Source organism: Rossellomorea vietnamensis (assembly GCF_008180615.1).
Lineage (GTDB): Bacteria > Bacillota > Bacilli > Bacillales > Bacillaceae_B > Rossellomorea > Rossellomorea vietnamensis_D.
In genome coordinates, this window is the sequence record NZ_VTEH01000012.1 from 51,996 (window position 1) to 74,831 (window position 22,836).

The 22,836-nt window shown below is 44.5% G+C and carries 18 protein-coding genes; 15 read left to right on the forward strand and 3 right to left on the reverse strand.

The window, feature by feature from the left end:
• Nucleotides 1-55: 55 nt before the first annotated feature.
• The 10 genes from FZC79_RS14935 to FZC79_RS14975 all read left to right on the forward strand — a co-directional run bounded on the left by FZC79_RS14935 (nt 56) and on the right by FZC79_RS14975 (nt 11,793).
• On the forward strand, nt 56-730 hold the full coding sequence (locus FZC79_RS14935; RefSeq protein WP_148947574.1) for an HAD family hydrolase: 675 nt from the start codon (nt 56-58) through the stop codon (nt 728-730).
• A gap of 107 nt (nt 731-837) precedes the next feature.
• Nucleotides 838-1,509: an HAD family hydrolase gene (locus FZC79_RS14940; RefSeq protein ID WP_148947575.1), complete on the forward strand. Its 672-nt coding sequence runs from the start codon at nt 838-840 to the stop codon at nt 1,507-1,509.
• 146 nt (nt 1,510-1,655) lie between these two features.
• Nucleotides 1,656-2,588: a S66 peptidase family protein gene (locus FZC79_RS14945; protein WP_148947576.1), complete on the forward strand. Its 933-nt coding sequence runs from the start codon at nt 1,656-1,658 to the stop codon at nt 2,586-2,588.
• Nucleotides 2,589-2,752: 164 nt separating this feature from the next.
• Nucleotides 2,753-2,929 (forward strand): hypothetical protein, encoded by a 177-nt coding sequence (locus FZC79_RS14950; RefSeq protein ID WP_252183345.1) that lies wholly within the window; start codon nt 2,753-2,755, stop codon nt 2,927-2,929.
• Nucleotides 2,930-2,981: 52 nt separating this feature from the next.
• The gene (locus FZC79_RS23460) at nt 2,982-3,155 is read left to right on the forward strand and encodes a type II toxin-antitoxin system RelE family toxin (RefSeq protein WP_215727439.1); all 174 of its coding nucleotides are present in this window, start codon (nt 2,982-2,984) and stop codon (nt 3,153-3,155) included.
• 174 nt (nt 3,156-3,329) lie between these two features.
• Nucleotides 3,330-4,037: a nitroreductase family protein gene (locus FZC79_RS14955; protein ID WP_148947577.1), complete on the forward strand. Its 708-nt coding sequence runs from the start codon at nt 3,330-3,332 to the stop codon at nt 4,035-4,037.
• Nucleotides 4,038-4,175: 138 nt separating this feature from the next.
• The gene (locus FZC79_RS14960) at nt 4,176-4,826 is read left to right on the forward strand and encodes an SDR family oxidoreductase (RefSeq protein ID WP_148947578.1); all 651 of its coding nucleotides are present in this window, start codon (nt 4,176-4,178) and stop codon (nt 4,824-4,826) included.
• A gap of 1,279 nt (nt 4,827-6,105) precedes the next feature.
• The gene (locus FZC79_RS14965; protein ID WP_148947579.1) at nt 6,106-8,175 is read left to right on the forward strand and encodes a cation:proton antiporter; all 2,070 of its coding nucleotides are present in this window, start codon (nt 6,106-6,108) and stop codon (nt 8,173-8,175) included.
• Between the two features lie 578 nt (nt 8,176-8,753).
• Nucleotides 8,754-11,354 (forward strand): calcium-translocating P-type ATPase, PMCA-type, encoded by a 2,601-nt coding sequence (locus FZC79_RS14970; RefSeq protein ID WP_148947580.1) that lies wholly within the window; start codon nt 8,754-8,756, stop codon nt 11,352-11,354.
• A 313-nt stretch (nt 11,355-11,667) separates the two neighbouring features.
• Nucleotides 11,668-11,793, forward strand: a complete 126-nt coding sequence (locus FZC79_RS14975; protein WP_148947581.1) for an FbpB family small basic protein — start codon at nt 11,668-11,670, stop codon at nt 11,791-11,793.
• Nucleotides 11,794-12,710: 917 nt separating this feature from the next.
• On the opposite strand, the gene FZC79_RS14980 is transcribed toward FZC79_RS14975, so the two are convergent.
• Both FZC79_RS14980 and FZC79_RS14985 read right to left on the reverse strand, forming a co-directional pair.
• Nucleotides 12,711-14,429: a sensor histidine kinase gene (locus FZC79_RS14980; RefSeq protein WP_148947582.1), complete on the reverse strand. Its 1,719-nt coding sequence runs from the start codon at nt 14,427-14,429 to the stop codon at nt 12,711-12,713.
• On the reverse strand, nt 14,416-15,135 hold the full coding sequence (locus tag FZC79_RS14985) for a response regulator transcription factor (protein WP_148947583.1): 720 nt from the start codon (nt 15,133-15,135) through the stop codon (nt 14,416-14,418). The genes FZC79_RS14980 and FZC79_RS14985 overlap by 14 nt, the downstream gene beginning before the upstream one ends.
• A gap of 168 nt (nt 15,136-15,303) precedes the next feature.
• Here FZC79_RS14985 and FZC79_RS14990 point away from each other — a divergent pair, with 168 nt between their 5' ends.
• Genes FZC79_RS14990 through FZC79_RS15005 form a run of 4 tightly spaced genes read left to right on the forward strand, consistent with a single transcriptional unit; the run spans nt 15,304 to nt 18,862 of the window.
• The gene (locus FZC79_RS14990) at nt 15,304-15,990 is read left to right on the forward strand and encodes an ABC transporter permease subunit (protein ID WP_148947584.1); all 687 of its coding nucleotides are present in this window, start codon (nt 15,304-15,306) and stop codon (nt 15,988-15,990) included.
• Nucleotides 15,990-16,913: an ABC transporter ATP-binding protein gene (locus FZC79_RS14995; protein WP_148947585.1), complete on the forward strand. Its 924-nt coding sequence runs from the start codon at nt 15,990-15,992 to the stop codon at nt 16,911-16,913. The genes FZC79_RS14990 and FZC79_RS14995 overlap by 1 nt, the downstream gene beginning before the upstream one ends.
• Nucleotides 16,914-16,928: 15 nt before the next feature.
• On the forward strand, nt 16,929-17,411 hold the full coding sequence (locus FZC79_RS15000) for a PH domain-containing protein (protein WP_148947586.1): 483 nt from the start codon (nt 16,929-16,931) through the stop codon (nt 17,409-17,411).
• The gene (locus FZC79_RS15005; protein WP_148947587.1) at nt 17,408-18,862 is read left to right on the forward strand and encodes a PH domain-containing protein; all 1,455 of its coding nucleotides are present in this window, start codon (nt 17,408-17,410) and stop codon (nt 18,860-18,862) included. Before FZC79_RS15000 ends, FZC79_RS15005 begins: the two co-directional genes overlap by 4 nt.
• Before the next feature lie 622 nt (nt 18,863-19,484).
• Here FZC79_RS15005 and FZC79_RS15010 read toward each other — a convergent pair.
• The gene (locus FZC79_RS15010; RefSeq protein ID WP_148947588.1) at nt 19,485-21,197 is read right to left on the reverse strand and encodes a sigma 54-interacting transcriptional regulator; all 1,713 of its coding nucleotides are present in this window, start codon (nt 21,195-21,197) and stop codon (nt 19,485-19,487) included.
• 209 nt (nt 21,198-21,406) lie between these two features.
• Here FZC79_RS15010 and FZC79_RS15015 point away from each other — a divergent pair, with 209 nt between their 5' ends.
• Nucleotides 21,407-22,834 carry an aldehyde dehydrogenase family protein gene (locus FZC79_RS15015; RefSeq protein WP_148947589.1) on the forward strand — a complete coding sequence of 476 codons (1,428 nt, stop codon included), beginning with the start codon at nt 21,407-21,409 and terminating at the stop codon, nt 22,832-22,834.
• Nucleotides 22,835-22,836 lie beyond the last annotated feature (2 nt).

Genomic DNA, 22,836 nt, shown 5'->3' on the forward strand with positions numbered 1-22,836 from the left:
TAAAGGGGCTCTATGGGCCGAATAAAATAAAAAAGGAATTTTTGGGGGAGATTTATTGTCTATTAAAGCATTTTTTTTAGATTTTTATGGAACCGTTGTACACGAAGATGGGGAGATAATTTCAAACATCTGTAATCAAATAAAAAATAATTCAAGGACGGAAGCAACCTTAACTGAAATAGGAGGCTTTTGGTGGAAGGAATTTTCTAATTTATTTCAAGAGAGTCATGGTGAAACTTTTAAAACACAAAGAGTATTAGAAACGATCTCTCTAAAAAATACACTTTCTAATTTTGGTTCAACGTTAGATGATAACGTATTAAGTGAATTAATGTTCAATCATTGGATGCAACCCTCTATCTTTAATGATTCTTTAGAATTTTTCAAACACAATACAATACCCGTATATATTCTCTCAAATATTGATACTTTTGATTTAAAAAAAGCAATTGAATTTCATAATTTAAAGGTCAATGGATTAATTACCAGTGAAGATGTAAAGTCCTATAAGCCACGCCAAGAAATGTTTGAACAAGCTCTAAAGATAAGCAATCTATCAAAAGATGAGGTTATTCACGTGGGTGATTCTCTATCAAGTGATGTAAATGGAGCCATAAATATGGGGATTAAGAGTGTCTGGATAAACCGCAATAATAAGGAATTCAAAGGTAAAGAAAGACCAAGTTTTGTTATAAACAGGCTGGATGAATTGCTTGATTTAGAGGTGTAAACTAGGAGCAGTTTAGTACAACAAGGGATATCAAAAATTCATAATGACCCAGTTGAGCAAATAGTAGAAGATACACTAGGAGTGCATCATCCAGGGGGGATTGAATAATGGTTAAAGTACTAATATTTGATTTTGATGGATTAATTTTTGATACAGAAACATATGACCTAGAAGCATTTCAAAATTTATATACTAAATATAAGGTGGATTTTCCACTGGAAGAGTGGATGAATTCAATTGGCAGCTCTCTGCAGTTTGACCCTTATGAACGCTTATTAGTGAACTTTCCCGAAATCAGTAGAGATGACATTAGAACTGAACGGAGTAATTTATATCAAAAATTATTGGAAGGTAAATCCCCGAGAGAAGGTGTTGAAGAGTATTTAAAAAGAGCTAAACAACTTGGTATTAGTATTGCACTTGCATCCAGTTCTACAAGAAGCTGGATTGATTTCCACATGAACAAATTAGGCATCATATCTTATTTTGATTATATCTGTACCTCTGATGATGTTGAGAAGGTAAAACCAGAACCAGACTTGTACAAGAAAGTTCTTAGTTATTTTGAAATTAGTCCTATGGAAGCTGTTGTATTCGAAGACTCTCCGAATGGTTTATTAGCCTCAATACGTGCTGAAATACCTTGTGTTATTGTACCTAATGAAACGACGAAGTTACTTAAATTTGATGAAAGAGTTTCGTTACGTTTAAATTCTAAGTTGGATATGACTTTAGATAGGGTTTTGGAAGTTTTATCTTTGAATAATACTTCTGTTTAATAGAATTGAAGATAGTTTATGAAAAGATTAACGCCATTATTGGAAAAATGGAAGATCCGCTAATTGATCCGGCTGTCTATACTCTTATTCAATTATTGAATTAATTGAAGTTGGAACATTCATAGGAAGGAAGAGGAGGTAAGGGTATGAACAAACCACGTCCTTTGAAAAAGGGTGACCAAGTAGCAATTATTGCACCAGCTGGCCCGGCTGACAAAGAGCAATTGACACAAGGAAAACGGGTACTTGAAGAGATGGGGCTTGATGTTGTCCTTGGACGGCACGTGTTCGATGTGGAGGACGACATTGAAACTCTGGACCAAAAGCGGCTTTCTGATTTGCACGAAGCCTTTAGAAATCCTGCTATCAGCGGCATTTTTTGTGCTAATGGAGGATTTGGAACAGCGAGAATTGCTCCTATGATTGATTATGCAATGATAAAAAGAAATCCTAAGATATTTTGGGGATATAGTGACATTACTTATCTGCTTAATGCCATTCAAAAATTCAGTGATTTAGTTACATTTCACGGACCGATGGTGGCATCCGACTTGAATGATGAAGAAAGGACCAGAGAAACAGAATCGTCCATTTTATCTTTGTTTACAGGCGAACCTTTAACCTATGATTCCAGAAGATCGCCATTGAACCCGATTACATCTGGAACAGGAGAAGGACGTTTGGTTGGAGGGAATTTAACTCTGCTCACCAATGGGCTGGGAACACCCTATCAAGTGAATGCGGATGAAGCAATCCTGCTAATCGAGGAAGTTCAAGAACCTGCGTTCAAGGTTAATTTAATGCTTACCCACCTCCAGCAGGCTGGTGTGTTTGATACTATCAAAGGTGTGGTTGTTGGTCATTTTCAAGCGGAACCAGACGAATATAAGAACATTAAAAAAGTGCTTCAAGACTTTTTCGCTAGAGCCTCATTTCCTGTTGTTGAAAATTTTCAAATAGGTCACTGCCAGCCTAATTATGGGGTACCGCTAGGAGTGAATGCAAGACTTACAACGTCTCCGTCACGTCTTGAGGTCGATGCTGGTGTTAGTTGTTTTTCAACAAATGGGGGAGGTTAATGGATAAAAGGCTTGAATTACATAAACGTAATTCTCGTTATTAAGCCAGTGATGGAAAGGAAGAAAAAGATTAATTGAAGTGAGTTGGAGTTCAATTAAATTTCAATTAAAAATGATTTATAATAAAACTACAGGTACGTTTCATCAAAAAGGTGGTGAATGAAATGGACGTTCGTAAAGAGGATTTATTTAGAATGGTGGACTCTTTAAGCAAGGAAGATAAAAAAGCAGCCTTGGACTTTATAGAGTTCTTGGTCGAACGTTCAAAGAATAAGAAACCACAATCTTGGCAAGACATCGATGAGTTAGATAGTGATGATGAAACTTTAACATATGAATAACAAAAGCAGTTGAACAGTGAAGAAGGATATGTTTCAGGGGAGGATGCAAAGCGTGAATTCGGACTACAAATTGATTTACCGTAGGTCCGCAGTTAAATTCATAGCTAAATTAGATAAAACCTCTCAAGAAAGAATTGTAACTGGGTTAAAAGGACTTTTATCCTTACCGCCAGAAGGAAGAATTGGAAGTTACCGTGTGATCTTTACGATTGTCCCTGAAGAGTAAACTGTCTGCATCGAAGCCATCGGCAGCCGTGGAAACTCTCTAGTCTTTTCTAGAGGTTTTTTTTCTTTAGGGGGATTCTTTTTTACATCCCTCGGATTAACTGTAGTTGACAAAGGAACAGTTTAAGTTCTATACTGTTCTTGTGAAAGTTACAGTTTAAAGGAGGATTTTTTAATGTCTGATAAAACAATGAGCAAAGAAGAATATTTAAATAAAGCGAAAGAACTTGATACAACGAAAGAAGCACCGAAGCAATTGGAGGATACGGACTTTTTGACAGTGGCGAAAGAGCGCCGTTCCGTGCGCCAATATGATCCGAATTTTAAAATAGAGGAAAGCGAGATCCGTGAGCTTCTGGAAACGGCTGTGCTGGCGCCTTCATCCAGCAATCTTCAATCCTGGAGATTCTTAGTTATTGAAGATCAGAAGGAAAAAGAGAAGCTGCTGCCAATCGCCAACAATCAGCAGCAAATCGTGGATGCTTCCGTTGTCATCGCCATCCTTGGTGATCGTGAAGCGTACAAAAATGCTGATCAAATCTACACTCAAATTGCTGAAAGAGGCAACATGCCTGAAGACGTCAAAGACATGTACGTCAAAAGCATTTTCGATAACTACGGAAACTTCCCTAAAGAGCGCTTAGCGAAAATTGCCCACATTGACGGCGGAATTGTCGCGAATCAATTAATGCTCGCAGCGAAAGCAAAAGGCTATGACACTGTCCCAATGGGCGGCTATGATGAAGCGCAATTCGTGGAAGCTTTTAATGTGCCAGAAAGCTATGAGCCGGTTATGCTGCTCTCGCTTGGTAAAGGAACGAAAGCTGGATTCGAGAAAACTCGTCTTCCTCTTGATGATGTACTTTCTTGGAATCGATTCTAATAATAAAAAACAGGGCCTGACTCCAGTGAGCAGGTCCTGAAATTTTTTTATAAAAAAGGTTTCAAACAGGTCATTAGACATTGTGATTGAATACGGTTTACGCTAGTTATAGAAACTAAATCTGAAAGGGTGGATTCAATGAAAATTCTAGTTGTCGGAGCAAATGGACAAATCGGAAAACATTTAGTCGGACTGATACAAGACAGCGGCAGCCATACCGCCAAAGCGATGATCCGTAAACAGGAGCAGGTCTCCCATTTCGAATCAGTCGGTGCCGAAACCGCGGTTGTGAATTTAGAAGGTGAGATAGAAGATATCGCCAAAGCAGCAGAGGGAGTCGACGCCATCGTGTTCACTGCCGGATCCGGTCCGCATACTGGCGCAGACAAAACTCTTATGATTGATTTAGACGGCGCTGTCAAAACGATAAAAGCGGCTGAAATGGCAGGAGTGAAGCGGTTTGTCATGGTCAGCTCCTATGATACGACCCGCAAAGCCATTCAGGAAGCGCCTGAATCCTTCGCGCCATATGTGGCTGCCAAGCACTATGCAGATGAGTGGCTGCGAGGAACAGATTTGGACTACACCATCGTCCATCCTGGTCTCCTCACAAATGACAGTGGAACCGGTAAGGTCGAAATCGCCAGTGAAGTGGAAAGAGGAGAAGTTCCACGCGAGGACGTGGCGCAGGTTCTTTTCGAAACCTTGGAAGATGACTCGACGATCGGAAAAGAGTTCCAAGTGGTGGCAGGATCTACCTCTGTGAAAGAGGCTTTGGGTAATCTTTAATTTGGTTTGGTTAGTCTCTTTTAAAATGCCCTCGAATTTGAGGGATGGAGAGTAACTATTCTCTTTTTGAAAAATGGAATTGATTTGAAATCAGCAGGCCTGATCCCCAGTAGCGGGGGTCAGGCCTTTTTGTTTTTCAAATGTCGTCGTTGGCAGGGAGGTTTTCTTTATATGTAGGCTGTGGGAAGCCAAGGCGCGTTATTTGATGTTAGGTGTCCCTCGTGATCCGCTCGAGAGACACCAAGAGGCTGATTTTCGCTGTTAGGTGTCCTCCGTGGCCCGCTCGAGAGACACCAAGAGGCTGATTTTCGCTGTTAGGTGTCCTTAGTGGCCGGCTCGAGTGCCACCAGGAGTCGATTTTTCATAGCTAGGTGTCCCTCGTGATCCGCTCGAGAGACACCAAGAGGCTGATTTTCGCTGTTAGGTGTCCTTCGTGGCCGGCTCGAGTGCCACCAGGAGTCGATTTTTCATAGCTAGGTGTCCCTCGTGATCCGCTCGAGAGACACCAAGAGGCTGATTTTCGCTGTTAGGTGTCCTTCGTGGCCGGTTCGAGTGCCACCAGGAGTCGATTTTTCGTAGCTAGGTGTCCCTCGTGATCCGCTCGAGAGACACCAAGAGGCTGATTTTCGCTGTTAGGTGTCCTTCGTGGCCGGCTCGAGTGCCACCAGGAGTCGATTTTTCATAGCTAGGTGTCCTCCGTGGCCCGCTCGAGAGACACCAAGAGGCTGATTTTCGCTGTTAGGTGTCCTTCGTGGCCGGCTCGAGTGCCACCAGGAGACGATTTTTCATAGTTAGGTGTCCTCCGTGATTCACTCGAGAGACACCAAGAGGCTGATTTTCGCTGTTAGGTGTCTTTCGTGGCCGGCTCGAGTGCCACCAGGAGTCGATTTTTCATAGCTAGGTGTACTCCGTGGCCGGCTCGAGTGCCACCAGGAGTCGATTTTTCATAGCTAGGTGTCCTCCGTGATCCGCTCGAGAGACACCAAGAGGCTGATTTTCGTAGTTAGGTGTCCTTCGTGGCCGGCTCGAGTGCCACCAGGAGTCGATTTTTCGTAGTTAGGTGTCCCTCGAGACCAGGGTGAGTGACGCCTGGGAAAATCAGGACCCTGAAGGTATAACTTTATTTATAGAGAACAATGTGGTATTTTAAAGTTTATATTTTTTGAAGCGGAAGCATGTTAATACAAGGTGCTGCTGGCAGTAGAAATCATTTAACTATTTATTCGTTAATGAGAGCACCTTCACACGAATGTCATTGCTTTAGAAAGGAGGGAATGGTTTGTTTAATATACCAATTCAAGATCCCGTTATTATATTTGCTATTGCTGTAACTGTTTTCTTTTTGTCTCCAATCTTGATGAATAAATTAAGGATGCCAGGCATCATTGGACCGATTGTGGCTGGTGTGATTATCGGACCACATGGCCTTCATCTGTTGGCCCGGGATTCAACTATTGAACTGCTGGGGACAGTGGGATTATTATTTATCATTTTCATTGCGGGTCTTGAGCTTGATCTTGATGGCTTTAAGAAGTACCGCAACAGAAGCATTCTCTTTGGAGTGCTGTCCTTTTCCATCCCGCTGGTAATTGGGACAACAGCATGCCTTTTTCTTGGGTACAGCCTTATGGCATCTATTCTCTTAGGATCGATTGTCGGGTCGCATACACTGCTTGCCTATCCAATTGCAAGCAGGCTCGGGATATCAAAGAATAAAGCAGTAACCACTGCAGTCGGGGGCACCCTGCTTACGGATACTTTTGCTCTATTAGTGCTGGCTGTCATTACAGGAGCTGCAGCGGGCGAGTTATCCGCAGGTTTCTGGATGAAGATGGTGATATCTCTTTCTATCTTTGTATTCGTCATCATGTGGGGGGTGCCTCTGCTTTCAAGGTGGTTCTTCAAGAATGCAGGAAGTGAAGGCATTGCAAACTTTTCGTATGTGATGGTGATTCTGTTTGGATCAGCCTTCCTTGCATTGGCAGCCGATATGCAGCCAATTATAGGGGCGTTTTTAGCAGGACTGGCTCTCAACCGATTTGTGTTGGAGCATGGAACATTGATGAACCGCATTCGTTTTCTGGGCAATGCCCTCTTCATTCCTTTTTTCCTGTTATCCGTGGGTATGCTTATGGATCTGGGAGTCCTTCTGAGTAATCCATCGGCTTGGCTTGTCAGCTTGTGCATCATTTTATCGGTGTTCGTAGGAAAGTGGCTGGCTCCTCTCATCATTTCAAGAATTTATCATTACTCTAAAATTGAAACTAAAGTTATCTTTGGTTTGACCATCCCCCAGGCAGCTGCCACCCTTGCTTCCACATTGGTGGGCTACCAAGTCGGCCTTCTCGACCAGGCTACTGTGAATGCAGTGATTATCATGATCCTGATCACTTGTATTGCCGGACCCTATTTTGTTGAAAAACACGGACGGTTGCTGGCTCTGAAAGAAGATCAGTCACCTGGAGAAAGAAGTGAAGGTCCGGAAAGGATCCTTATTCCGTTATATAATCCAGACACAATGGAATCGTTAATGGATTTAGCATACATGATTAAACAGCCGAATACACAAGAAGAGCCGCTCTATCCATTAACAGTCGTCCAGAAAGATGTGAAGTCAGCTCATAAAGATGTGGAGAAGGCAGAAAAAATGCTGGGGCACGCCGTCATGTATGCTTCTGGTGCTGAGATGCCGGTCCGGATGCTGACAAGGGTAGACAGAAATATATCTTACGGAATTGAACGTGCCATTGCGGAAGAACGCATCAATACAGTAGTGGTAGGATGGAATGCAGAGCGAAAAAACAATCAGCTCTTTGGCAGTGTATTAGACCGTTTGATTGATGAAACACACCAAACCCTGCTGGTTTCCAAACTGGGACACCCGCTGAAGACAACTAAAAGAGTTCTTCTTATAATCCCTTACGGAGCAGATCACAAAACTGGATTCGAGGATGCTTTAAAAAGGATTAAGCTGCTGACCAGCAACTTGAGTGCGTCACTGCTTACACTCGTCATCAAAGATTCGATAGATGCATATGAACAAAAGTTGAATTCAATTAAGCCGGACCCTCCTGCTTCAATTAGAAGAGTGGAGAATTGGTCCAAGTTGGAAGAAGAAGAAGTACCTAAACTGACCCAGGATGACTTGGTTATCATCCTGAGTGCCAGAAGAGGAACGGTCGGCTGGCATCCAAAACTGGAAGAGCTTCCTAAACGGCTGGCTGCAATCGAGCCGGAAAGCTTCATTATCTACTATCCTTCCGAGCAAGGCCATGTAGATATCAGAGGTTCCCGCGGATTTGCCATACCGAAAGAAGTCTTGCGAAAACAGGATTACGATCAAGAATAATGGCTGGATAATGGCAATCGGGTGGGACACAGGGACAGGTCCCTCGCCCCACCATATATTTACAATTTCGAGCCGTGGTCCTCGGAGTCTTTTTTAAGAGCCACCAGGAGATGGTTTTAGGTTGCTAGGTGTCCTTCAGCACTTATTTAACAGAAGCGTAGGGGCAATTTTCCCCCATCAAGTGTCTTTTTCATGATAATAACAAGGGCCTGGCCAGCAAATCCACCAGATGGATTGCTGGCCAGGCCCTTTTCTAACTATCTTTTAAAAATTTGTCGAACAGCGAAGCCAGACTGCTTTAACGCAGTAATCCGCCTAATCGCTACATATCAGAGATGCTCCTCAGTACATTAAACCCTTAACATACCGGGTGTCAAACCCAAGGCAGCAAATCAGCCTCATTCAACTCATTTTTAAATTATCCAGAGATTCTTTTAAGCGGAAATGGGTGCTTAGAAAAAGATGAATAAGCGGCACAAGGCCATTATGTAAATCTGTGCCCATACTAATTTTTTATTATTCGGGAACAGTAATAGAGGAATTATTTTCGAAACTGCCAATAAGGAGAGAAGCTGCTGATGAGCCATTTCTTTAATAAGACTTCCCAGGAAGTTTTAGATGAACTGAAAGTTACCAAGAATGGGCTGCTGTCCAGTGATGTGGAAGAGCGGCGCGAACAGTACGGATATAATGAGTTGGTTGAAGGGAAAAGGAAAACAGGTATTCAGGTCTTTTTTGAACAGTTTAAAGATTTTCTCGTGATTATTTTGATTGCGGCAGCCATTATTTCAGCCTTCTTAGGAAAATTTGAAAGTACAATCGTGATCTTGGCTGTCATCATCCTCAACGCGATTCTAGGCACAGTTCAGCATCTGAAAGCGGAACAAAGCTTGAACTCTTTAAAAGAATTGTCATCTCCAGCTGCCAGGGTTCTGAGGGATGGCCAAAGAATGGATATTCCTTCAAGGGAACTGCTGGTTGGAGACATCCTGCTTCTCGATGCAGGTGACCTGGTCAGTGCGGATGGACGGATCATTGAGAATCACAGCCTGCAGATCAATGAAAGTTCGTTAACAGGAGAATCCTTGAGTGTGGAAAAGGAGATTGACCCTATTCCGGAAGAGGACGTCCCGATTGGGGATAAAACGAATATGGTGTTTTCAGGGAGCTTTGTTACATATGGACGCGGTGCAGCCGTTGTCACAAACACAGGGATGAACACGGAAATTGGAAAGATTGCCAATCTGCTCGAATCGGCAAAAGAGAAAAAAACACCTCTGCAGGAAAGTCTCGATCAGTTTGGAAAGAAGCTTGCGATCATTATCATCGCCATTGCAGTCTTGATCTTCGCATTGGATCTTATCAGAGGAAATGAGCTTGCGGAATCATTCATGTTCGCTGTAGCTCTGGCAGTAGCCGCCATTCCGGAGGCACTGGGATCGATCGTGACGATTGTGCTGGCTTTTGGCACCCAGAAGATGGCGAAGCAAAACGCGATTATCCGCAAGCTGCACGCTGTGGAAAGCCTCGGAAGCATCTCTGTGATTTGTTCGGATAAAACAGGGACGCTGACTCAAAACAAAATGACGGTCCAAAAAGTATATGTAAATCATGGAATGAAGAATCATGACGAGCTGGATTTGGAAAACCAGACAGAAAAGAGACTTCTGCTCACCTCATTGCTTTGTAATGATTCTGAGAAAAACGGTGAGAAGGAAATTGGCGATCCAACAGAACTCGCGCTGGTGAGTCTTGGGGAACACTATCAGCTCAATGAATTGAGTGTAAGGAAAGAGTGCCCGAGGGAGGGCGAACTGCCTTTTGACTCTGATCGAAAAATGATGAGTACAGTCAATCGCTATGAAGGCCGTCATCTCCTGTTCATTAAGGGGGCATTTGATGCTCTTTTATCAAGGGTCAACAAGATTGAAACATCGGAGGGCATTGCGGAAATTACCGACAGTGACAGACAGGAAATAGAAAGTGTAAACAAGGAATTTTCCAGAAGCGGGCTGCGGGTTCTCGGCTTTGCTTACAAAGAAGTCGAAGAGGGCAGAACCATTGAGTATGAAGACGAAAATGACTTAACGTTTATCGGATTGATCGCGATGATGGATCCGCCGAGGGAAGAGTCGGCAGGAGCGGTTGCCGCCTGTATTGATGCCGGAATCAAGCCGGTCATGATTACAGGAGACCATAAGATTACAGCATCGGCCATCGCCAAACAAATCGGCATCCTGAAAGATGAATCGGAAGCCGTCGAGGGTGCTCAAATTGAAAAATGGAGTGATGAGGAGCTGCAGGAAAGAGTAGCCGGCATCTCCGTTTACGCAAGGGTTTCTCCAGAACACAAAATCCGCATTGTAAGGGCTTGGCAGGAAAAAGGAAATGTCGTGGCCATGACGGGTGATGGCGTGAATGATGGACCGGCCTTGAAGCAGGCTGACACCGGAATCGCCATGGGAATCACCGGAACAGAAGTGGCCAAAGAAGCATCTTCCATGGTTCTGACAGATGATAACTTTTCCACCATTGTAAAAGCCATTGCTAATGGACGCAGCATCTACGCGAACATCCAGAATTCCATCAGGTTCTTACTGGCCGGAAATATGGGCGGGGTTCTAGCCGTTCTGTATGCATCACTGCTGGCCTTGCCGGTTCCATTTGCAGCGGTTCATTTACTCTTCATCAATCTTTTAACAGACAGTCTGCCGGCAATCGCCATCGGGCTTGAGCCTCACAATAAAAACATCATGAAACAGGCGCCAAGGGATACTAATACCCCGCTGTTGAATAAGTCTTTCGCCAAACGGGTGACGGTGGAAGGAATCATCATTGCTGTCGCAACCTTGATTGCCTTTCACATTGGATTATCCACCGGAGATGCGATGATTGCCAGTACCATGGCCTTTGCCACCTTGTGTTTAGCCAGATTATTTCATGGATTCAACTCCCGAAGCAAGCAGTCCTTATTCAAGATCGGGGTGTTCTCTAACAAATATGTCTGGTATGCCGTCATCATCGGGTTCATCCTGCTGCATCTGGTTCTGCTTATACCTCCCTTTATGAGAGTATTTGAAGTCGCACCGCTCAATGCCGCACAATTTGGCACCATATACATCATGTCTCTAGTGCCACTTGTGGTCATTCAGTTGTATAGATTGATTTTTGTAAAGTAACAAAGGGACCTTGCCTCTCAACAATGACAGAGGGGCAAGTCTTGTCCCTAGTTGGATATTGACACTTCACTCACAATATTATATTCTTATCTTACAAAGTGAATAGTTCTATTCCTAAAGGGGAGTAGCTTTTATAGCAAAGTCGTCAATACAGAGTTGAACAAGCTCTCGGCTTTGGTAGCAGCCAATCGCTGTTAGCAAGACCTTTACCTGTTTGGTAAGGTCTTTTTGTTTGCCTTAAAAACCTTTACCAAATTCCTGGTGAAGGTTTTTTTATGTTCTACCCAGACAAATTTGAAAGGAAGATGACATCATGAAAAAACTAAAACCTTCAATACTAGAGCTGATGAAACAAAACCGAGAAGAGTTATTAAGAGATAGAGAGAAGATGGAGAAGATCGAAAGACGGCTTGAAGAGAAGCATGCCAGCCAGAAATAACGAATTTGGCAACTGAAAAGAAAGGGAGAATACGAGTGTGAAAAAAATCGATTTCCTCATATTTATTATATTATAAGGAGAAACGATTTTAATTGAAAAACCATATACGGAGCTTGTTTATAATCTTCACCCTATTAACGGTGGCAGAAACACAGTTCCTTGCTGTAGTAAATGAAGACAAGAAGAACCCTCCGCGATTTCAGAACAGTATTGTCACAAACGTTCAGAACTTTAGTGATCATTCTTTTAAAAATAGAAGGTAAGGGCGTGGCTTGAGGCTTGGAGCTTGATAGGCAGCTTAGTGGCCCTAATGGCGGGGGTGAAAGACACGACACCAGCAGGCTGATTTTCGTAGTTTGGTGTCCCTGAATCCCCAACTGAGAGCCAGTTAATCGAACGTTTGATGAACTAGCAGAAAACCAGTATTATCAACTGCTGAGTTAATTTTAAAGGCTGAGAGATGCAATAATCTCTCAGCCTATTTATATAAATATAGGAGTTGGAAAGAAAGTTTGAAAAATAAGGGGAGAAATTCCCCTTATTTACAGAATAGTACCCAAAATCCTCTTAAATAGAGGGAGAAATTCCCGCTATTCTCTTAAAAACCGGGAAAATAGCTCGTTTTCCTTCGCTTAAGGGGAAAATTTCCCGTTATCTATCCAGGAATAGAGTCCAACTTTGCATTTAACGGGAAAATCTCCCCTTATTTTGGTGTAGAGCGGTGCCTCTACACTAAATATTAACGAGTCAACGCACCAGAGGCCAGTCCCCAGAACATTCAAACCTGATCCTCTGTTCCGATGGTACCTCAAAGTAAGGCGCTTCCTTGGTGCAGTCAAAGTCGACAGGAAAAGAATGCAAGCTAATCATACGCGCTTAATCTCCCATTCTATAAAAACAGTAGAGCTTGCAACCCTCTAAAGCGGCAGCAAAATTCGTATCGAAGTCCCTTCCCCCGGCCTGCTTTTCACATTAATGCTTCCCTGATGCAGCTGAACCAATTGCTTCGTAATCGCCATGCCCAAACCAGTTCCGCTTCCGGAATCGCTTGTATTGGTTCCGCGGTAGTATCTTTGGAAGAGGCTGTTGACGGTTTGCTGATCCATTCCGATGCCATCATCGGCGATCATCACTTGAAATAATTGATTCTCAATGGTGGTTAGTGAAACCGTGACGGTGGTTCCGGCAGGGGTATATTTAAGGGCATTTTCAACAAGATTATCTGTGATTCGTTGAAACCATTTGGGATCGACCGAAGCTAATATGGTTTCGTCCTCTGCTTGGAAATCAAGGGTCTTATCCGAGTAGTCCGGGTTGTTCATATACCCGATGACGGTCCTCCGTACGAGTTCCGTGATGTTGGCTTCTTCACGGACGATGGGCAAAGCCCCATTTTTGATGCGGTAGGTTAACGTCAAATCGTCCAGCAGATCGCCCATGTAGGATGCCTTGCTGCCAATGACCTCCGCAAACTCCCGCACCTCTGACTGTGACCAGTTGTACTCCTCGGACTCCATCATTTTCGAATATCCGGCTATGGAGGAGAGGGGGGTCTTTAAGTCATGTGAAATCCCGCTGATCCATTCCTCCCGGGTCATTTTAATTTTTGCCCGCTGCTCCTGGTTCTCCTTCAGTGTCTCCGTTAACTGTGTAAGGGTAGTGATAAGATCACGGTACAATTTAAATTTCCGTTTGAGCTTTCCGTTTTTCTTGAACAGGATAGGCTGATCAACATGGTTGATGGGCTGCTGGTAATGGCCTTTTCCGAGATTTTCGATCCATTTCATCATCGTCAAGAGCGGATTGCCGAATTTATAGGCATACCAAAAGGTGATTAGAAGCAACAATAAGAAGATCAACACGGCGACAAGGAGGATGCTGCTTCCGATCTTGCTGTCTACCGTTTCCTCCAATGCGGCAGCGGTTCCTTGGTTAGGCATTCCGAGCAAAATCGTCTGCTGAGTATCTCTATCATAATGAGCTGAAACGGATTCCTCCATAGATTGAGTCAGCTCCAAAATGTCTTCCTGAGTATAGGACTCACGCTTCTCTCCGGCACGATACTCATCCGTTACTTCCCCAGAAGAGTTCACCAGCTGTACCCAGGCATTTTTGCCCTCCAATTGGGACGCCATTCCTTGTTGCAGTCCCAGTTCACCTTGCTGCCAATCAACCTGCTCGACCACTGACTGTAATAGGAGAGATTCGCCCTTCTCTTTCTTTAAAAAAACTAAGGGAGAGTCAGAGTCTGATTCATCGAGCTCCCAGTAGGCATATTCGAGTGTCGGATCTTTTTCCAGCAGCAGGCCGGCGAGTTCTCCTTCCTTAAAAGAGAGGCCCTCGGGTTCGGGATAGCCGCCAAGAACTTCTCCTTCTTTTGATACGACGAGGAGGGTGCCGTACTGCTCTTCAAGCAGTCTCTTAAGTCTCTCTGAAATCGTCGCTTCTCCATCTTCGAGTGAAACGTTTTCCGAAACAAAATAATTTTCAGCTTGCAGCAAATCAAATTCCGCCTCTGTATCGGAAAGCAAGTACCCGATCAGGCCAAAGAGGAAGAAGAGAAATAACCCAACGAAGAAGAAAATGAGCATGAGCTGAAGGAAAAGCTGAATCATAAACCGTTTATGAATGTTCATGGAGGTCTCCGTGCGGAATGAATTTATACCCCAATCCTCTGACTGTCACAATATAGCGCGGGTCACTTGGCTGGTCTTCAATCTTTTCGCGAAGCTTCCGGATATGGACCATCACCGTGTTGTCTTCTCCCAGGAACTCCTCGCCCCACACCTGTTCATACAGCTGATTTTTACTAAAAAGCTGGTTCGGGTGCTGGCAGAAAAAGATCAAAAGCTGATACACCTGGGCGGGGAGATCGACTTTCCGGCCTTTTACAGTAACCACTCCGGCAGACGTGTTGACGTTCAAGTCACCAAATACATAGGTTTTTAGAGGAGAGGCAATGGCTGCCCTGCCGTCTTTCCTTCTTAAATGAGCCTTGATCCGCGCGACGACCTCGAGCGGATTGAAAGGCTTTGTAATGTAATCATCCGCTCCCAAAGCAAAGCCGGACAGCTTATCCAAATCAGTTGTCCTGGCTGTCAGGAAGAAAATCGGAGCGTCGGTTGTCTCCCGGATCAGCGGACAAATCTCAAAGCCGCTGCGGTCGGGCAGCATGACATCGAGCAGGACTAAGTCGTATTGCTTCTCTCGGCAGCGAGCCAGTGCGTCGCCCGCAGTGTGGGCGCTGTCTATATAATGAAAATTTTCTTTTTTTAAAATGGTGGCGAGCATTGTAACGATGGAAACTTCATCATCTACAATGAGAATCTTAGAATCATGCATTATCCTAACCTCTATTTCTGCTGAAATTATAGATTCATCATATCAATATCTTTCATGGAAAAATAGGAATTAAGGTAAAATTAAGGAAGAGATTCGCAGGCTTTAAGGAAAGGGATGTAAGATGGGGATATCAATAAAAGTCGTATTGATATCGAAGGGAGAAAAGCAATGTTTGCCATTGGAAAAAGAGAATTCCTGAAATTATTCAAGGGTGTCAAATCAATCATCATCATCCTGATCCTGGTTTTAACGTCATACTACTCTGCAAAATTTTCAAACCTGCTGCTGTCACTGGACGAATTCTCACCGGAGGATGCGGATAAAATTCAATATGCAGGATTATTATTTTTATTACTCTTCTTTGGACAATTGTTTGTCATGGGATTGTCTCATGATGCGATGAACCGGGAAATCCATGAACGGACGATGCGGTTCCTGGTCACGAGGACCTCAAGATTATCGATCGTGCTCGGAAAATTTTTCGGAATCGTGCTGTTCTGGTTAACGTGTGTAACCCTGTCCTTCCTGATCATTTTTATCATGTCAGGCACGATGGATTTCCTCAGCTACTTCCAGACGTTGAGTCTGCTGGTCTATCAAATAGCGCTGACCATCCTTTTGTCCACCGTGATTCCTAAACCGGCATTCACCATGTTTCTCAGCATTATCATCGGACTGGCCTTTCCTATGCTTGGCTTTTGGTTATCATTCACGAGCAATCAATGGGTGGCATGGCTGAAATACCTGACACCGTTTCACTACTTGATAGATGATTACACCTTTCCTATCATTTTACCGCTGGCTGCCGTAATGCTCGTCATTTCATACATCGTGTTTAGAAGGAGGGAGTGCTGATGGCTGTGATTGAAACCAAACAGTTGGTTAAAACGTATGGAAGAGTGACCGTTGTAAAAGGAATCGATTTGTCTGTGGAGAAAGGAGAAATCTTTGGGTTCCTGGGCAGGAATGGAGCAGGGAAATCCACTTTTATCAACATGCTGACAGGCATCATCCTCCCAAGCTCGGGTTCATTCTCATTATTAGGAGCGGACGGCCCGAATGATGAGGTGAAAAAGAGGATCGGTGTGATGCCGGATTACACAAGCTTTCCGGAATCCATGACAGCGATGAGCTATTTGAAATTTTTATCAGAGGTGTCGGGTAAAAAAATCTCCAAGGAAGAATGCCTCACCGTTTTGAAAAAAGTCGGCCTGGAAGCAGACGTCCATAAGAAAATCGCGAAATATTCTTTCGGAATGAAAAAGAAGCTGGGCATCGCGCAGGCCATTATCCATGATCCGGAGTTGATCTTCCTGGACGAGCCGACATCCGGAATCGATGCCGAATCTGTTGTCCACATTCACCAATTAATCCGCGAATTGCATCAACAGGGAAAAACGCTTTTCATGACTTCACATAACTTGGATGAAGTGGAAAAGCTCTGCTCCCGCATTGCGATTATGAAAGAAGGCCGGATCGTCAAAATGGGATCCATGGACGAACTCCGGTCATTTTACCAAACAAGAATTGTCGTCAAAATCAAGCACGGATCCATCCCAGAGTCAGAAGAAACACGCTTGCTGCAATGGCTGGAAGGTGCAGGCGAGGAACTGGAGCTACTGGACAACCGCCTCCAGATCACCGTCGGACAGGAGAAGAAAATTGCCGAGATCATCCGCGCGTACAACCAATGCAAGGTGGATGTGTACCGTGTCGAAGTCGAAGAACCGACTCTGGAAGAAATTTTTCTAGATGAACGAAACCAACATGGGGGATAAGGAAGTGGAAAGAGCATGAATATGCCGCAGAAAAAATTAGCCCCAGAGGCGGTGAAGGTATGGAGGATCTCGAGCATCATTTCCAGTGCAGTCGGGTTTCTCGTCCTTGCTGTCCTATTTTATCTGGATCATTATTTTTCATGGAGGGAGTGGGCGGAATGGCTGCTGATCGCCCTTACACTCTTTACTGCCGTGGAACTGATTTGGTCGATGTTTCAGCCGAAATGGCTGTACAAGAGCTGGCGGTTTGATATCGACGAGGATTTTTTACAGTTAAAATCGGGAGTCTGGCAGGAGCAGCATCACCTCGTGCCGATGACCAAAATTCAGGCTGTCTCGACAGAAAAAGGGCCGCTGCTCCGTAAATTCGGATTAAATTCCATCATGATCGAAACGATGGGGTCGTCCCACACCATCCCCGCCCTTCCTGAAAAAGAAGCGATTGAAATACGAAACAAGATCGCCCACTTTGCAAAAATCAAGGAAGTGGAACAATGAGTTCGCCGTCACGCTATCATCCGCTTCTAATGGTTTTCCGCCTTTGGAAGCTGGTCCGTGACTCGGCCTTCTTCCTGCTGTTTTTATTTGTGTTGAAGAGAGATTCAGACTCTCTCTTTATCTACTACGGAAAATGGGTTTTCCTTGTCATTGTCACCCTCAGCCTGATTTCCATCCCGCTGAAGTGGCTGTACGAAACCTATTCTTACGACGAACGGGCTTTTTATCTGAAGAGGGGTATTTTCACCAAGAAAGAACAGACGGTGCCTTTTTCAAAAGTGCAGAACGTCAATCGGCACACATCGCTTTTGCACCGTGTCTTCGGCTTAACGTCTCTGCAATTTGAAACAGCCTCAGCAGGGGAGGATGCGGAGGTGAAGTTTGATGCTTTGACCCTTCAGGAAGCCGGCAAACTGGAGGAGCTGGCGAGCAGTAATGAGAAGGATATTTTGGAAGAGTCAGAGGATGCTGCTCCAGAAGAGGAGAGAGTCGTGCACTTCCGTCCTTCGAAAAAAGACACCATCAAAGCCTCATTCATTTCGATGAGCTTCCTTCTATTGATTCCGCTTCTATTTTCCTTCTACTCCAAAATCAACGATATCTGGGATGTGGAAGAAGAGGCGACAGGCATCTTTTCGTTCATCATCGGCTCAGCAGCAACCCTGACTATTGTGGTTGTCGTGATTCTGATCATATCCGTCCTTTTGGGAGTCATCCGCACCTATCTTAAATACGGTGCCTATGAACTTTCCTCCGATGGAGACCGGATCTATATTAAGAATGGGATGCTGGAGCTGCAGAGCTTTTCCATTCTGAAGAACAGAGTGCAAGCAGTGGAAATCAAGCAGCCCCTGCTTAAGCGGTGGTTAGGGCTGGCAGAAGTTGAGCTGGTAAGTGCCGGACAAGGGGCTATTTTGGAAGACACCGCAGACATTAAATCACTCTATCCATTTCTGCCCACTGACCGTGCGTATGAATTGATCTCTGAGCTTTTACCAGGTTACTCTGTCGAAAAAGAGATGACACCTCTGCCGTTAAAATCGCTGTGGATAAGGATGGTGCGGCCAAGTTGGCTGTGGATCTTTGGCACGGGAGCTCTCTATTGGTGGAAGCCATCCCTGTTTGGAACCATCGAAGTTTCCTGGCAAATTCTCTCGATTGCCTTGCTGGCGGGAATCCTGCTGTGGAGGTGGCTGGACTTCCTTAACACCGCCTATACTGTGCAGGAGAATTTTGTTCAATTTAAAAAAGGCTTCTCCGTATCCTCGATTTTCGTGACCAAACGGGAAAAGGTAATCGAAGTAGTGGTCACTCAGTCACGGATACAGAAGCTGATCGGCGCGGCCTCGATTTCAACAATTAACCGAGCCAATCCTATCAGGGTGGAGGATGTTCGGGATATCCCTAAGCCTGCTGCTGAGCGGTTTTATTCTTGGTATATGGGTAGGTGAGGGGAGTCTTTGGTTGGGTGAGGGTCTGTCTTTGGTATGTTTGGTGCCGTAGCAGGGTACACCTAGCGTATGATCAACTAGCATGAGCTCAATATTATCAACAGCCTAACTATAAAGTTTCGCCGACTAAAAAGGCTGAGAGATGGTATGATCTCTCAGCCTTTTTCAGTGATACTTGTAAGAAATGTGAGAATAATAAGGGAAGAAAGTTCTCTTATTTAAGCAACAGCCTCCATAGCAGCAAAAATAGAGGAAGAAAATTCTGCTATTTGCTTAAAATCCGAGAAAATAGGCCACTTATCATTACTTAAGGGAAAAAAGTTCCCTTATTCAGTGAGTATCCGGTTTAAATTGAATTTAGCGGAAGAAAGTTCCCTTATTTTAGATTAGGGTAGTTACTCCACTAAGGAAAAGACTTCTTACAACACTCGGAACAAGTCCCAAAGGTGTCCCTCGAGCCCCGTCTAAAAGCCACTGTTACCGAATTTTCATTTGAAATGCAACTAGATCCACGTAATCAAACGTTTGATTAATTAATAGAAATCCAGTCTTATCAACCGCTGAGGCTATATTAGTTTCGCGGGGAGTCCAAATTTATGGACTTGGATTTTCTTGGCGGCGGTCACCAAGAAGCATCCATGCCCCACTTCTTCAGCTTTTTCACCAAAGTAGAATGATCAATCCCCAGAGTTTTCGCGGTCTTTCTTATGGAGGTCTCCTTCTTGAGGGCATCTTTGATCAGGTTTTGCTCGTACTGTTCGACTCTTTGCTTTAGGTTTGTGCTAGTTTCCGAGTTGTCTCCTGTAATTCTTGCTGCTCTATGGATGTGCGGGGGCAGGTCCGCGGCTTCGATGGTCAGGGGTGGAACCGAGACGATCATGCTTTCCACCAGGTTTTTGAGTTCGCGAACATTTCCCGGCCAGCTGTAACGCTTCAGCATCTCTCTGGTTTCCGGAGCCATTTCTTTCTGGATGTTATAGGATTTACAAAAAGAAGTGAAGAAGTGGTCCATCAATACCTCAATATCATCTGGTCTTTCAACCAAGGGCGGAATGTGAATCTCCACGACCTGTAATCGGTAGTATAGATCCTCCCGGAAGCTGCCTTGATTTACTAACTCTTTTAAATCCTTATTTGTAGCGGAAATGATCCGGATATCCAGCTGCTTTACTTTGCTGCTTCCGATTCTTTGAATCTGCTTTTCTTGTATGACACGAAGCAGCTTGACTTGCAGGGGCAGGGGAAGTTCTCCGATTTCATCCAGTAGGACGGTGCCTTTGTCAGCGAGTTCCAGTAATCCGATTTTTCCGTCTGAATTCGCGCCTGTGAAAGCTCCCTTTTCATAACCGAATAATTCGGATTCCAGCAGGTGCTCCGGGATGGCCCCGCAGTTCACTTTTATGAAGGGCTTATCTTTTCTGTCACTGTAATCATGGATTAAATTAGCCAGTACTTCTTTTCCTGCGCCGGTAGGTCCGAGCAGAAGGAGGCTGGTGGGGAAAGGGGCGACTTGTTTAACTTTATGGATGATTTCCGTCAATTGGCTGCTTTGGAAAATGACTTTTTCACCGGTTTCGTCAACAGAATAGGTGAATCGATTATGATTCATCTCTGAAAAGCTTTTGGCTTTTCTCAGTTCTTTGCTCATTTGCGTCAGCTGTGTGATATCCCGGACGCTCGTAACGATCATTTCAATGCTGCCGGAGTCATCCAGCACCGGATTTCCTGTTACGATGACATCTTTTTTGTTATCAATTTTTTGCAGGATGGACAACGGCTTTTTTTCTTCTAAAACTAACAGGGAAACGGATTGGTCAAAATAACCTTCTTTCATCAGGTCGGCCATATGATTGCCAATCAGATCATTCCGATTAAAGCCTGTTATTTCTTCATAGGCGGAATTGACGAATAAAGTGAGTCCGTTTTTATCCACAACATAGATGCCGTCAGCTGAGGATTCAATGACCTGTTCCATCTGCTTCAGCAAGACCCGGTAATGTTCCATTTGTGAGATTTCCTGAAGGACACCCACCGCGCCCATCAATCTTCCGTCCTGGTACAGCGGGGTCCGGTTCACCATATACTGGGCACCGGCAATCTCCATTTTCACACCGATTGAACTCTGCTCCGTTTCCAATACCTTGTGCAGTTCAGAGTTCGGGATAAATTCTCTGATGTCTTGTCCTGTATAGTCTTCATCTCCGTTACATAATAGATTGCTTGCGGAGGGATTCATAAATAGTATTCTACGATCCCGGTCCACCACAATCACACCATTGGTCATGGAGGCAAAAGTACTTTTTAGAATATCTTTATCCATGATAACGTTCTGCACAATCATCCCACCCGTACCTGTTGAATTTTGTCACCGCCTGGTGAATATTATCACCGCTTCAGAAAGCGCTTACAATAAAGCGTAAAGCATCTCTTTGGTGAATTTTATCACCACCTGAAGAAAATCTCAATTTATAAACCTTGTTATCACACTATTTTAACAGTTGGCACAACTCTTGCATGTAAGTAAGTGAAGGAGGTTAGGAATCTATGAAGACAAGAGGGTTATTGATTAACGGCAAAACGGTAGAAAAAGAGAGAACATACCCCCTTCGCTCTCCATTTGATGGAGAACTGCTGGCGAATATCAGCATGGCGGACGAACAGGATGTTGAGCAGGCGATAGAAGGCGCACATTCAGCCTTTGAAATCATGAGTAAGATGCCTGCCTATAAACGAGCGGAAATCCTATCCAAGGTGTCGGATATCCTTCGCAGCCGCAAAGAGGAGATGGCCCAGGTCATTGCAAAAGAAGCAGGCAAGCCGATCGGGACCGCCAGAGGAGAAATCGACCGGACCATAGTAACCTACCAACTCGCTGCAGAAGAAGCGAAAAGGATCTATGGGGAAACGATTCCGATGGATGCAGCGCCAGGAGGGGAAAATCGGTTAGGTTTCACCTGGAGAGAGCCGTTGGGAGTGGTAACGGCAATCAGTCCATTCAACTTTCCTTTCAATCTGGTGGCACATAAGCTTGGCCCTGCCTTCGCAGCCGGAAATACCATCGTCTTGAAGCCTGCGGAACAGACCCCGCTCAGCGCCTTTTACATCGCCGAAATTTTTAAACAGGCGGGTCTTCCCGAAGGTGCGTTATCAGTCGTGACCGGAAGCGGCAAAGAACTGAGCGATGCTTTGATTACAGATGAGAGAGTCAAGAAGGTGACTTTTACCGGCAGTGCCGCGGTAGGGAAATTGATCAAGGAGAAAGCGGGACTCCGCAAAGTTACCTTGGAGCTTGGTTCCAACTCAGGATTGATCATTGAACCGGATGTGCCTGTGGAGAAAATTGTCCAGAGATGTGTCGATGGTGCCTTCGGATTCGCGGGACAGGTCTGCATCTCCCTTCAAAGAATTTATGTTCATCAATCCATTTACCAGGAATTCAGCGAACAGTTCATTGAAAAAGCGAAGGGGCTGAAAACCGGAGATCCACTGGATGAAACGACGGATATCAGCGCGATGATCAGCAGGGAAGAAGCGGTACGGATTGAATCATGGATAGAGGAAGCAGTGGATCAGGGGGCGTCAGTCGGATTGGGTGGAACCCGGGAAGGCTCTGTTTTTACTCCTACCGTCATGCTGGATGTGACCAATGATATGGCTGTTTCATGTCAGGAAACCTTTGCTCCCGTCGTATCAATCGTTCCTTATGAGAACTTGGATGATGCGATCCACATGGTCAATGATTCTGTGTACGGCCTCAATGTGGCTATTTATACTCAGAATATCAACAATGCGATGAAAGCAGCTAAAGAACTGCAAGCAGGCGGTGTCATCATCAATGATATCCCTACCTTCAGATTGGATCACATGCCATATGGAGGGGTAAAAGAGAGCGGCTACGGCCGTGAAGGAATCAAATATGCTGTTGAGGAAATGACAGAATTAAAATTTGTCACGATTAAAACCACATTCTAAGG

Bases quoted from the DNA above. Each gene is read 5' to 3' on its own strand.
- FZC79_RS14940 (WP_148947575.1), top strand. From the start codon at position 838: ATGGTTAAAGTACTAATATTTGATTTTGATGGATTAATTTTTGATACA.
- FZC79_RS14945 (WP_148947576.1), top strand. From the start codon at position 1,656: ATGAACAAACCACGTCCTTTGAAAAAGGGTGACCAAGTAGCAATTATT.
- FZC79_RS14950 (WP_252183345.1), top strand. From the start codon at position 2,753: ATGGACGTTCGTAAAGAGGATTTATTTAGAATGGTGGACTCTTTAAGC.
- FZC79_RS14955 (WP_148947577.1), top strand. From the start codon at position 3,330: ATGTCTGATAAAACAATGAGCAAAGAAGAATATTTAAATAAAGCGAAA.
- FZC79_RS14960 (WP_148947578.1), top strand. From the start codon at position 4,176: ATGAAAATTCTAGTTGTCGGAGCAAATGGACAAATCGGAAAACATTTA.
- FZC79_RS14970 (WP_148947580.1), top strand. From the start codon at position 8,754: ATGAGCCATTTCTTTAATAAGACTTCCCAGGAAGTTTTAGATGAACTG.
- FZC79_RS14975 (WP_148947581.1), top strand. From the start codon at position 11,668: ATGAAAAAACTAAAACCTTCAATACTAGAGCTGATGAAACAAAACCGA.
- FZC79_RS14980 (WP_148947582.1), bottom strand. From the start codon at position 14,429: ATGAACATTCATAAACGGTTTATGATTCAGCTTTTCCTTCAGCTCATG.
- FZC79_RS14985 (WP_148947583.1), bottom strand. From the start codon at position 15,135: ATGCATGATTCTAAGATTCTCATTGTAGATGATGAAGTTTCCATCGTT.
- FZC79_RS14990 (WP_148947584.1), top strand. From the start codon at position 15,304: ATGTTTGCCATTGGAAAAAGAGAATTCCTGAAATTATTCAAGGGTGTC.
- FZC79_RS14995 (WP_148947585.1), top strand. From the start codon at position 15,990: ATGGCTGTGATTGAAACCAAACAGTTGGTTAAAACGTATGGAAGAGTG.
- FZC79_RS15000 (WP_148947586.1), top strand. From the start codon at position 16,929: ATGAATATGCCGCAGAAAAAATTAGCCCCAGAGGCGGTGAAGGTATGG.
- FZC79_RS15005 (WP_148947587.1), top strand. From the start codon at position 17,408: ATGAGTTCGCCGTCACGCTATCATCCGCTTCTAATGGTTTTCCGCCTT.
- FZC79_RS15015 (WP_148947589.1), top strand. From the start codon at position 21,407: ATGAAGACAAGAGGGTTATTGATTAACGGCAAAACGGTAGAAAAAGAG.